The organism is Mesorhizobium sp. B2-6-2, from assembly GCF_006440615.1.
In the GTDB taxonomy this organism is placed as follows: domain Bacteria; phylum Pseudomonadota; class Alphaproteobacteria; order Rhizobiales; family Rhizobiaceae; genus Mesorhizobium.
On record NZ_VFUG01000007.1, the window covers coordinates 1 to 11,468 of the forward strand.

The 11,468-nt window shown below is 63.9% G+C and carries 11 protein-coding genes; 4 read left to right on the plus strand and 7 right to left on the minus strand.

From position 1 onward, the window contains the following. Window positions 1–402: 402 nt before the first annotated feature. Window positions 403–819: an RNA polymerase-binding protein DksA gene (gene dksA / locus FJ419_RS15915; RefSeq protein WP_095765270.1), complete on the minus strand. Its 417-nt coding sequence runs from the start codon at window positions 817–819 to the stop codon at window positions 403–405. A 246-nt stretch (window positions 820–1,065) separates the two neighbouring features. On the opposite strand from dksA, the gene FJ419_RS15920 reads away from it, so the two are divergent. From FJ419_RS15920 to FJ419_RS15935, 4 genes are all read left to right on the plus strand, one after another. Continuing rightward, window positions 1,066–1,569, plus strand: coding sequence for a histidine phosphatase family protein (locus FJ419_RS15920; protein WP_140694853.1), 504 nt, complete (start codon window positions 1,066–1,068; stop codon window positions 1,567–1,569). Window positions 1,570–1,632: 63 nt separating this feature from the next. Then, window positions 1,633–3,105 (plus strand): YcjX family protein, encoded by a 1,473-nt coding sequence (locus FJ419_RS15925; protein ID WP_140694856.1) that lies wholly within the window; start codon window positions 1,633–1,635, stop codon window positions 3,103–3,105. Continuing rightward, complete coding sequence (locus tag FJ419_RS15930) at window positions 3,102–4,184, plus strand: YcjF family protein (protein WP_140694859.1); 1,083 nt, start codon at window positions 3,102–3,104, stop codon at window positions 4,182–4,184. The genes FJ419_RS15925 and FJ419_RS15930 overlap by 4 nt, the downstream gene beginning before the upstream one ends. A gap of 99 nt (window positions 4,185–4,283) precedes the next feature. Then, on the plus strand, window positions 4,284–4,838 hold the full coding sequence (locus FJ419_RS15935; protein ID WP_181170718.1) for a hypothetical protein: 555 nt from the start codon (window positions 4,284–4,286) through the stop codon (window positions 4,836–4,838). Window positions 4,839–4,886: 48 nt separating this feature from the next. Here FJ419_RS15935 and FJ419_RS15940 read toward each other — a convergent pair whose 3' ends face one another. From FJ419_RS15940 to FJ419_RS15965, 6 genes are read right to left on the minus strand one after another with little or no spacing between them, the layout of a single operon-like run. Continuing rightward, window positions 4,887–5,876, minus strand: coding sequence for a dipeptide ABC transporter ATP-binding protein (locus FJ419_RS15940; RefSeq protein ID WP_140694865.1), 990 nt, complete (start codon window positions 5,874–5,876; stop codon window positions 4,887–4,889). A gap of 8 nt (window positions 5,877–5,884) precedes the next feature. Further along, window positions 5,885–6,844: an ABC transporter ATP-binding protein gene (locus FJ419_RS15945; protein ID WP_140694868.1), complete on the minus strand. Its 960-nt coding sequence runs from the start codon at window positions 6,842–6,844 to the stop codon at window positions 5,885–5,887. Next, window positions 6,841–7,812: an ABC transporter permease gene (locus tag FJ419_RS15950; protein WP_140694871.1), complete on the minus strand. Its 972-nt coding sequence runs from the start codon at window positions 7,810–7,812 to the stop codon at window positions 6,841–6,843. The genes FJ419_RS15945 and FJ419_RS15950 overlap by 4 nt, the downstream gene beginning before the upstream one ends. Further along, a complete protein-coding gene (locus tag FJ419_RS15955; protein WP_140694874.1) occupies window positions 7,812–8,828 on the minus strand; it encodes an ABC transporter permease in 1,017 nt (338 codons plus the stop codon). Before FJ419_RS15955 ends, FJ419_RS15950 begins: the two co-directional genes overlap by 1 nt. A gap of 39 nt (window positions 8,829–8,867) precedes the next feature. After that, window positions 8,868–10,529 carry an ABC transporter substrate-binding protein gene (locus FJ419_RS15960; protein ID WP_140694877.1) on the minus strand — a complete coding sequence of 554 codons (1,662 nt, stop codon included), beginning with the start codon at window positions 10,527–10,529 and terminating at the stop codon, window positions 8,868–8,870. A 4-nt stretch (window positions 10,530–10,533) separates the two neighbouring features. Next, entirely contained in the window at window positions 10,534–11,451 is a 918-nt protein-coding gene (locus FJ419_RS15965; RefSeq protein WP_140694880.1) for a proline iminopeptidase-family hydrolase, read from the minus strand. Window positions 11,452–11,468 lie beyond the last annotated feature (17 nt).

The window sequence follows — 11,468 nt, forward strand, 5'->3', positions numbered from 1 at the left end:
ACGGAATGGATTCTATGGTCTGCGCGCGTCGCTTCGCTCCTTGCTCCGCCATAGAATGACGAGGTTGGGGCGGCTTCCGCCAATCTCCAGCGTTTGCGCTGGTTTCACGAAATGAACGGAAAATCCTGCACCAAGACAAAACGGCAGCCCTTCAAAATCCCTGTGTCGGGGAACTAGGGAAAGTGTGCGCGGTTAGGCTTGGCGGCTTCGCCGTAGCTTCCGTCTGGAATTGCGTAAAAACAAAGAGATAGAGCGGTTCGCCATTTCCGTGGAATGGTGAAAACCGTGAAGCGCTTTAACGGCAGCTTGCCGGCGGAGGCGAGCCTTCCGCGCCCTGAGCGCTGAAAACAAAAAATGGCCGGAATTCCGGCCATTTTCGATGTTCCTGCCTGTTGGATCGCGTCAGTCGTCGCGATAGACCTTCTCGCGGCGTTCATGGCGCTCTTGCGCCTCGATCGACAACGTCGCGATCGGACGCGCATCGAGCCGCTTCAGCGCGATCGGCTCCCCGGTCTCCTCGCAATAGCCATAGGTGCCTTCGTCGATGCGCTGGAGCGCGGAGTCGATTTTCGAGATGAGCTTGCGTTGGCGATCGCGGGCGCGCAATTCGATGGCACGGTCGGTTTCGGAGGAGGCGCGATCGGCTAGGTCGGGATGATTGGCGTTTTCCTGCTGCAGGATTTCTAGGGTTTCGCGCGCTTCGCGCAGAATGTCGTTCTTCCAGGTGATAAGCTTTTGACGGAAGTACGATTTTTGCCGTTCGTTCATGAACGGCTCGTCTTCGGAGGGTACGTAATTGGCGGTAACGATATCGTTCATTCGACTCACCCAACAACCCCAAAATTTGGCGCCTATATATTCGGGGAAAAGAGCCTGCACAAGCGCTATCGGCGACAGTTTCACGCAATTGTTAGTCTTGCATCGGCAACTCCGGCGGCGACGTTGTTCAACGGCAGAAAACGAATTCGCACATGATTCGTTGCAGTTGCCGGCCGACCATTGTGCATGACATCGTTCTGGTGACTAATCGCGCTTTGCCGGGAAGGTAGCGCCATGGGGGTCCGGTTGAGCAGACTTTATCTGTTGCGGCATGCCAAAGCCGGCTGGGCGCTGCCCGGCATGCGCGATTTCGATCGCCCGCTCGACGAATCGGGCATGGCCGATGCCGAAGCGATCGGAGAGACCATGCGGGCCCGCAACTATGTGCCGGACGTCACCCTTTGCTCCAGCGCCAAGCGGGCCAGGCAGACGCTGGAAGGCCTGGCGGGGCGCACCGACACCGGCCGGGTGCTGTTCTTCGATACGCTCTACAGCGAGGATGCGGCCGGCTATCTGGAGATCATCCGCAAAAATCGGGACGCCGGCCAGCTTCTGGTGATCGGCCACAACCCCATGACCGAAGATCTGGCCATGGCGGTGTCCGGAAATGGCGAGCAGGCGGCGCGCGGCATGATGAATCATGGTTTTCCGACCTCCGGCCTTGCCGTGGTGCGCTTTCCCGGCAACCTTGCCGAAGCGGCGCAGGGCAATGGCTATCTCGAAGCTTTTCTCACGCCGGCCGACCTCTGAGGCCATTTCAAACGCACGGCCCAGGGCCTATATCGGGCGCTGACGCGCAACCAGAGGCCTGATTTGGCATCATCGCTGACCAGTTTTACCGACGAGGCGAGGATTGCGCTCGACACGTTGTCGGGCCGCGCCGCCGGGCTCTTCTCTCCGTCAATGCGCCTTGGCGTCACCGGCCTGTCGCGCGCCGGCAAGACGGTGTTCATCTCAGCCCTCGTCCACAATCTCATCCATGGCGGTCGCTTGCCGCTGTTCGAGGCGCAGAAGTCCGGCCGCATCGGCCGCGCCTTCCTTGAGGAGCAGCCGGACGATGCCGTTCCGCGTTTCCAATATGAAGATCATGTCGCGGCTTTGGTGAACGAGCGCGTCTGGCCGGACTCCACGCGCGCCATCTCCGAACTCAGGCTCACCATCGAATATGAGTCGGCTTCCGGCTGGAATCGTCTGTTTTCCGCTGGAAAACTGTCGGTCGACATCGTCGATTATCCCGGCGAATGGCTGCTCGACCTGCCGCTGCTCGGCAAATCCTTCGCCGATTTTTCGCGCGAGGCGGTCGAGTTGGCCGCCCTGCCCGTCCGCTGCGACCTGTCGCAGGCCTGGCGTGAGTTGGCCTCCACCATCGATCCCGATGCCGACGCCGACGAGATGACCGCCCGGCGATTGGCCGAAAGCTTTGCCGCCTATCTCAAGGCGTGCAAGCTCGACGACCGCGCGCTGTCGACGCTGCCGCCAGGCCGTTTCCTGATGCCGGGCGATCTCGAAGGCTCGCCGGCGCTCACCTTCGCGCCGCTGCTGACGCCGTCGCAAGGCCGGCCGCGCTCCGGATCGCTGCGGGCGATGATGGAGCGCCGCTACGAGGCCTATAAGACGCATGTCGTCAAACCGTTCTTTCGCGAGCACGTCGCCCGCCTCGACCGGCAGATCGTGCTGATCGACGCCATGCAGGCGCTCAATGCCGGCCCGGCCGCCATGGCGGATCTGGAGCGCGCGGTGACCGAGATCCTGTCCTGCTTCCGGCCCGGACGGGGCAATTTCCTGACCGACTTCTTCTCGCGCCGCATCGACCGCATTCTGGTGGCCGCGACCAAGGCAGACCATTTGCACCACGAAAGCCATGACCGGCTGCAGGCGATCGTGCGCCGGCTGACCGACCGCGCCGTCGCGCGGGCGAATTTCAGCGGCGCCGCCGTCGATGTCGTCGCCATGGCCGCCGTTCGCTCGACCCGCGAAGGCACGGTGAAGCAGGGGCGAGAGACGCTCCCCGTCATCATCGGCATGCCGCTGAAAAGCGAGACGATCAACGGCGAGACATTCGACGGAAAGACCGAGACCGCCATCTTCCCAGGCGATTTGCCGGAAAAGGTGGATGCCGTGTTCGACGTTTCCGGATCCCCGGCGGACAGCGCCGAACCGGCGATCCGCTTCGTGCGTTTCCGCCCGCCGAAGCTCGAACGCACCGCCGAAGGCGTCACGCTGTCCTTGCCGCATATCCGGCTAGACCGCGCGCTGCAGTTCCTGATCGGAGATCATCTGGCATGACCGCGCCCCGCAAACCGGCGGCCTTCCGCATCGAGCCCGAGACCGAAGCGCCGCCGCAACCACAGCGAAATAGCGCCGCAGAGGAGCCGCCGGCGCGCAGGCCACGTGCCGCGAGGGGCGATTTAGCGGTCGTGATCCCTTCGGAAGTCGACATCTTCGACGAGCCGGATGTCGAGACCGCGGTCCCGCCGCCGGCGACAGCGCCGAGAAAGCGTTCGCTGCTTTCCCGGCTGTTCTTCGGCGCTCTCGGCGTGCTCGTCTCGCTGGCGGTCGGCCTTTGGGCCGACCAGCTGATCCGCGACCTATTCGCGCGCGCCGAATGGCTCGGCTGGCTGGCGGCCGGCATGGCGGCGATCGCGCTGCTCTCGCTGCTCGTCATCCTCATCCGCGAATTCCTCGCCATCGCCCGCCTTGCCGAAGTCGAAAAGATGCAGAAACGGGCCCTCGATGCCGTGGCGCGCGACGACCCCAAGGCGGCGCGCGCCTTGGTCGACGAGCTCTCGGCTTTCGTCGCCGCAAAACCCGAGACCGCCGCCGGCCGCCGTTCGCTGGCCGAATTGCGCGGCGAGATCATCGACGGCGCCAATCTGGTGCGGCTGGCCGAGACCGAGATCCTGTCGCCTCTCGATGCCCGCGCCAAAGCCATGATTCTGGAGGCGGCGAAGCGCGTGTCCCTCATAACGGCGGTCAGCCCGCGCGCGCTGGTCGACATCGCCTATGTCGTGTTCGAGGCCGGGCGGCTGATCCGGCGCCTCTCCGAACTCTATGGCGGCCGCCCAGGCACGCTCGGCTTCTTCCGGCTGGCGCGCGGCGTGCTCGCGCATCTGGCGGTGACCGGCTCGATCGCGGTGGGCGACAGTTTCGTGCAGCAGATCGTCGGCCATGGGCTTGCCGCAAAACTCTCGGCAAAACTCGGCGAAGGCGTCGTCAACGGCATGATGACAGCGCGCATCGGCATCGCCGCGATGGAAACCGCCCGCCCCCTGCCGTTCATCGCCGTGAAGCGCCCGGGCCTCGGCGATTTCCTCTCGGCGCTGACGTCGTTCGCGGCACGAAAGAACGGCCAGGACGACCGATAAGGTAAACGCGCGACCCACCGCGGGTGACGAAGCATTAACCAATCTTCTGCATGGTCGGTCCGGTTCCAAGAATAGACTCTTTCGTGCCGGGTGTCGTCGATGAGAAGCGTGATCCTGTCCTGCGTCCTACCTGCCGCCATTGCGATTGCCACGCCGCTCGGCCTCGTCGAAAAGGCCGTTGGCGCAGAGCCGGACAAGCAGTTTTTCCGCTCCGTCGAAGGCAGATGGGTCGGTCCCGGCGAGATCATCGCCGGCAAGTACAAAGGCACCAAATTCACCTGCGATTTCAATGGCTCGACGCCCGCCAGCAAGCTCGGCATGACGCTTGACGGCGGCTGCAGGGTCGGCGTGTTCACGCAAAAGATGTCGGCCAGCGTCGAGCGCAAGGGGCGCGATGGCTATCGGGGCAACTTCATGGGCGGCTCGACTGAAAGCGGCATGGACATTGTCGGCGGCAATGTCGTCGACGCCCAGAAGGTCGTCTTCACCATCAACCGCAAGCAGTTGAACGGTGTCATGCAGGCGCGTGTGCCCGACGGCAATTCGATGACCGTGACGGTGGCCGTGCGCGTCGACAATCAGCTGGTGCCGGTGATCGGCATGAGCCTGAAGCGGGTCGATTCGGTCGAAGTCGGCGCCATCGCCAAGAACTGATCCGGCGCGTTCCGGCAGCCCGCGCCCACGCTCGCGAAAATAGATAGATCAAGTCAAAGTCGGGAAGTGGCAGGCCACTTTGCGGCCTGGACGATATTCCTTCAGTTCCGGCCGCTCCGAGCGGCACCGGTCCGCCGCGATCGGACATCGCGGATGGAAGCGGCATCCGGACGGAGGCTTCAGCGGGCTCGGCACGTCGCCGGTGAGGATGATGCGCTTGCGCGCGCCCGCAGGCGTCGTCTCGACGATGGGAACCGCCGAGATCAGCGCCTGGCTGTAAGGATGGGCGGGTGTCGCAAAGACCTCCTCCGCCGGGCCCTCCTCGACGATCGAGCCGAGATACATGACGGCGATGCGCGTCGAGACCTGGCGCACTACGGAGAGATCGTGGGCGATGAAGACATAGGTGAGCTTCAGCTTCTCCTGCAGATCGGCGAGCAGGTTGACGATCTGGGCCTGCACCGACACGTCGAGCGCGGAGACCGGCTCGTCCAGCACGACAAGGTCGGGGTTCAACGCGATCGCCCGCGCGATGCCGACGCGCTGGCGCTGGCCGCCGGAGAATTCGTGCGGATAGCGCATCATATGGTCCGGCAACAGCCCGACCAGCTCGAACAGCTCCGCCACCCGCGCGGCGATCTCTTTGGCCGAAACCTTGCCGTGGATACGCAGCGGCTCGGCGACGAGATCGCCGACGCGCCGGCGCGGATTGAGCGAGGCCGAGGGATCCTGGAAGACCATTTGCAAGCGCCGCCTAAGCGGCCTGAGCTCGGACAGCGACTTCGAGGTGATGTCGTCGCCTTCGAACAAAAGCTTGCCGTCGGTGATGTCGTAGAGCCGCACCAGGCAGCGCGCCAGCGTGGACTTGCCGCATCCGGATTCGCCGACCAGGCCCACCGTCTCGCCGCGCCGCACGGTCAGCGAGACGTTGTCCACCGCGTGGACGGTCCGCCTGCCTTCGGCGGAAAACCGGGTGCCGATCGAAAAGCGTTTTGCCAACGAACGCGTCTCGAGGATCGGGCGATCTGTGTCTATCATCGGCTCGCTCATGCCTGCGCCACCCGAAAGCATGCGACGGCGTGCGCGCTCGCGCCGAGACCCGGCTTGCCGGCCTCGCAAGGCTCGTAGCGGACCGGGCAGCGCGGGCCGAAGGCGCAGCCTTGCGGCAGCCGCAGCAAGGAAGGCGGCGAACCGGGGATGGCCGGCAGGCGGCGCGGTTTCTGGCCAGTCAGCGGCGGGATCGAGCCAAGCAGCGCGCGCGTATAAGGGTGTCGCGGATCGGAAAACAGCTCCGTGCGGGTGCCGCGCTCCACCACACGGCCGGCATACATGACCATGACCCGGTCGGCGAGCTCGGAGACCACACCCATGTCATGCGTGATGAAGACCACCGCCGACTTGTGCTTCGCCCGCAATTTGCGCACGAGGTCGAGAATGCCGGCCTGCACGGTGACGTCGAGCGCGGTGGTCGGTTCGTCGGCCACCAGCAGCGCCGGATCGCAGGACAAGGCCATCGCGATCACCGCCCGCTGCCGCATGCCGCCGGAAAGCTGGTGCGGATAGCGCGACATCGCCTCGTGCGGGTTGGGAAAATTCACCTCCGCCAGCAACTGCTCGACGCGCTCCATCGCCTTGGACTTGCTTAACCCCCGATGCGCCCGAATCTGCTCGGCGATCTGCCAGCCGATCGTGTAGACCGGCGTCAGCGCCGTCATCGGGTCCTGGAAGATCATCGCGATCTCGTTGCCGCGCAGGCGCCTCAGCTCGCGCGGCGGCAGTCCCACCAGTTCGCGGCCCTTGTAGCGGATCGAACCTTCGATGGTGGCGTTCGGGTCGGTAATCAGCCCCATGACGGCGAGCAGCGAGACCGTCTTGCCGGAGCCGGATTCGCCAACGACGCCGAGGATCTCGCTTTCCTCCAGGTCAAAGGAAACGCCGTCGATGGCCCGTACCGGCCCGTCATGCGTGCGGAAGGACACTTTGAGATCGCGCACCGACAATATCATGATGCCCTCAGGCGCGGATCGAGAAGGATGTAGACGAAATCGACGACCGCATTGGCGATCACCACGAACATGGACGCATACATGACCGTCGCCATGATCATCGGCAAATCGAGATTCTGCAGCGCGTCATAGGTGAGCTTGCCGATGCCGTGCAGGCCGAACACGACCTCGGTCAGCAAAGCCGAGCCGCCCACCAGCGCGCCGAAGTCGAGACCGAACAGCGTGACGAAGGCGATCAGCGAGGTGCGCAGCGCATGGCGAAACAGGATGCGGGTCTCCGACAGGCCCTTGGCGCGGGCGGTGCGGATATAATCTTCCTGCATGGACTCGATGATGGCCGCGCGCAGCACGCGCCCGTAAATGCCGATATAGAGGATGGCGAGCGTGATCCATGGGATGACCAACGTCAGGAACCAACCTTTCGGATCGTCGGAAAAATTCTTGTAGCCGAGCGGCGGCACCCAGGAGAACGCCCAGCTGTCGTGATAGCGGCTTTGGGTGATCAGGTTCATCACCTCGCCCAGCCAGTAGACCGGCATTGAGATGCCGAGCAGGCCCAGCGCCATCAGGAGCTTGTCCAGCCAGCTGTCGCGGGTGGCCGCAGCGACGATGCCGATGACGATCGACACCACTACCCACAGGATCGCGGCTCCGAACACCAGCGAAAGCGTCACCGGGATCGAATCCAGCACGGCCGGCACCACCTTCCAGCCGCGATTGACGAAGGAGGTCAGGTCGCCGGTGACGAATATCTTCTCCATCATGCGCGTGTATTGCACGTAGAGCGGCTGGTCGAAGCCGAAGCTGTGGCGAACCGCGGCCAGCACTTCCGGAGAAGCGTTGCGGCCGGCGATGCGCGCGGCGGGATCGGCGCCGGGCGTGGCGAAGAAGATCAGGAAGACGATGACCGAGATGCCGAACATCACGAACAGCATCTGGCCGAAGCGGCGAAGGATGGCATAAAACATCAGTCGCGCCCCAACCGGACCTTGGAGCGCGGGTCGAGCGCATCGCGCAGGCCGTCGCCGAAGACGTTGAGCGCCATGACGGAAACGGCGATCGCCAGCCCAGGCACCAGCGCCACCAGGGGCCGCGTGTAGAGCAGCGCCTGTCCGTCCTGGATGATGGTGCCCCAGCTTGCGGCCGGCGGCTGCACGCCGATCGACAGGAACGACAGCGCCGATTCCGTCAGCATGTTCAGCGCCATCATCAGCGGCACGAAGACGATCAGCGTGGTGGTGATGTTGGGCAGGATGTCGCGCCACAGGATGCGCCAGCCCGGCACGCCGAGATTGATCGCGGCGAACACGAACTCGCTGTGGCGCAGCGCCAGAACCTGGCCGCGTATCGGGCGCGCGACATAGGGTATATAGACGATGCCTATGATGATGATCGGCAGCCATAGGCTGCCCGATTGGATCTCGATCGGTCCGATCGCGATGCCTTGCGCGATGGTGACGATGGAAAGCGAGATCGCCAGCAGATAGATCGGGAACGCCCAGAGCACGTCGAGCAAGCGCGACAGCACCGTGTCGGTGATGCCGCCGAAATAACCCGCGATCAGTCCCGCCATCGTGCCGACGATCAGCGTGAAGATGGTGGCTGCGCCCGAGATCAAAAGCGAGTTCAGCCCGCCATAGAGCAACCTTGCCATGACGTCGCGGCCCTGGCTGTCGGCGCCGAGGAAATAATTGCCGAGCTGCCATGTCGGACCGATCGGCGTGTAGCCAAGCCCCAGTCCCTCGGTCGACTGTTCCATCACCGGAACGTCGGCGCCGTCGATCTGGATGACGGCGTCGAGCGTCGAGGCGAACGGATCCGTGCCCGCCCATTTTGCGTAAAGCGGCGCGCTGAAACAGGCGAGAACGATGATGAGGAACACGGCCAGGGACGCCATGGCGGCCCTGTCCGTTGCCAGCTTCGCAAACGCGACGGCCCAGGGCCCTCGCGTCTTGCGCGGCATGGCGGCGACTTGGCTGGACACGATATGTGTTTCCGCGGTTCGTTACTGGACCCAGGCCCCTTACCGCACCCAGGATTGGGTGATAATCCAGTTGAACTGCGGGTTGAACTTGAAATTGCCGATGCGCTTGCTGACGAAATCAAGCCGCTTCGGCGTGAACAGCCCGACCGCCGGCGCCTTGTCGGTGACCTGCTTGTCGATTGCCGCCCACAATTTGTCGGCTGCCTTCTGGTCGGTCACGCCGAGGTCCAGCGCCTTCTGCATCTGGGCGTCGATATCCTTGTCGCAGAAGCCGGAAATGTTGATCGAGGCGTCCGAGCCTTCGCGATAGGAAGCGCAGCTGAACAGGATGTTCAGGAAGTCCGACGCCGCCGGATAGTCCTTGTACCACTGGGTGACGGACATCTGCACTTTGTTGTTGGTGTTCTGGATGTAGGTGAACTGCAGGTTGGACGAGATCGGCTTGACGTCGGCGACATAGCCGATGCTGGTCAGCACGCTCTGCAGATAGACGCCGATGGAACGCGAGATGGCGGTGTCCTCGACGATGATGGTCACCTTCTGGCCCTTGGTGCCCGATCCCTCGACGAGCTGCTTGGCCTTGTCGACATCCGGAGCCGACCATTTGGCGCCCGGGTTCTTGGTGAAGGGGCAATAGTCCTCGTGTCCTGGGAAGTCCGGGGGCAGGACCTGGCAGACCGGCGAAGCCAGCACCTTGCCGCCGAACAGCTTGACCAGCGTGTTGCGGTCGACCGCATAGGCGACGGCCTGGCGCGCCTTTTCGTTGTCGAATGGCGCCATGCGCGTGTTCAGCGGCGCGTACCACCACGCCGAAAGCGGCGAGATATGCAACTGGTCCATGGATTTGCTGCCGAGCTCGCCGAGGCGGTCGCTGGGCAGCGCGTCGAACATCCAGTCCGCTTCGCCGTTCTGGATCGCCGTCACGGCGGCCTCTTCCGACAGCCCGAAATCATACTGCACGACATCCGGATAGCCGTCCGGCTGGGCTTCCTCGCTCCACTGCTTGAAATTGGGGTTGCGGGAAACCGTCATGCCCTTGTTGGGATCGAAGGCCGAGATCATGTAGGGGCCGGTGCTGGGGATCGGCTTGGAGCCCATGTCCTCGGCCGGCGTGTCGGCCGGCATGATCACGGCATGCGGCAAGGCAAGCTTGTAGAGGATCTCGGCGTCCGGCCTGGTGAGATTGAGGGTGATCGTCCCGGCCGCCTCGTCGGCGACGACCCCGCCTTCCAGCGTGCAGCTCTTGGTGTCGGCCAGGCATTTGTCGGCGCCGACGATGCCGGCATAGAAGGTGCCCGAGGTCGGCCCGGAAATCTTGAAGATGCGCTGGAAGGAGGCGACGACGTCCTTCACGCCGAGGTCCTGGCCGCTGGAGAACTTGATGCCCTTGCGCAGCTTGAAGGTGAAGGTCTTGCCGTCATTGCTGACCTCGGGCAACGCCTCGGCGAGGTCGGGAACGATGGAAAAACCCTCGACGCCCTCGGCCTTGCGGAAGGCGACCAGGCCGTCATAGATCGGCTGGTACATCTGCCAGCCCTGGTCCGTGTAGTTGATGTGCGGATCGAGCGTTCCGGCCGCCGATCGGGCGAGAAGGCGAATGGTGCCGCCGCGGTGTTCCTTGAGATATTCGGCATGCGCCGGAGCGAGCCACGAGCCGGCCAGCAATGCCGCGGCCGACGCCGCCAAAAGCAGTTTCTTCATGTTGTCATTCCCCTTTTCTGTTGTCGTTGTCGTCCAGGAAGTCTCCCACCACACGCATGCAGAGCTCCTGCTCCTCGACATGCGGCATGTGGCTGGAATGCTCGAATATCTGCCAGCGCGATCCCTTGATGCCGTCCTTGAAGGGCTGCACGGTCGCGGGCGTGGCTTCGTCGTAACGGCCCGAGAGGAGGAGTGTCGGAACCTCGATGGCCGGCAGGCGGTCGATGACGCTCCAGCTCTTCAGCGTGCCGATGACGTGGAATTCGTTCGGCCCGTTCATCACATTGTAGACGGTCGGATTGCGTACGATCTGGGCGAAGGTTTCCGTCACCTCGGGCGGGAACGGCACGACCCGGCAGACATGCTGTTCGTAGAACCGCATCGTCGCTTCCTGGTAGGCCGGATCGTCCGTCGTGCCGGCCTGTTCGTGACGGGTCAACGTGTCCTGCACGTCCTGGGGCAGATCGGCGCGCAGCCGGTTGGCTTCCTCGACCCAGAGCTTCATGGACGCCGGCGAATTGGCGATGGTCAGCGACTTCAGGCCCTTCGGCCGGGTCACGCCATATTCGGCGCCCAGCATGCCGCCCCAGCTTTGACCCAGCACATGGAAGCCGCCGCGGATGCCGAGATGGTCGATGAGGTTTTCCAGCTCGTCGATGAAGAGTTGGGGCGTCCAGAAATCGGCGCCCTTTGCCGGCAGCAAGGTGGAATTGCCGCAACCCAACTGGTCGTAGTGGACGACGGCACGGCCGCCCCGGGCAAGAAGCTTATAGGCATCGACGTAATTATGGGCAGCACCCGGCCCGCCATGCAGGATCACGACCGGAGCCTTGCCGGCATCGAGCGCGCCGCTGATCCGGTACCAGGTTTCGTAGGCGCCGAAGCCGGCCCGCCCTTCCTTGCTGACGATCTCGGACGGCATCTCGGCTCCTTGTGTGG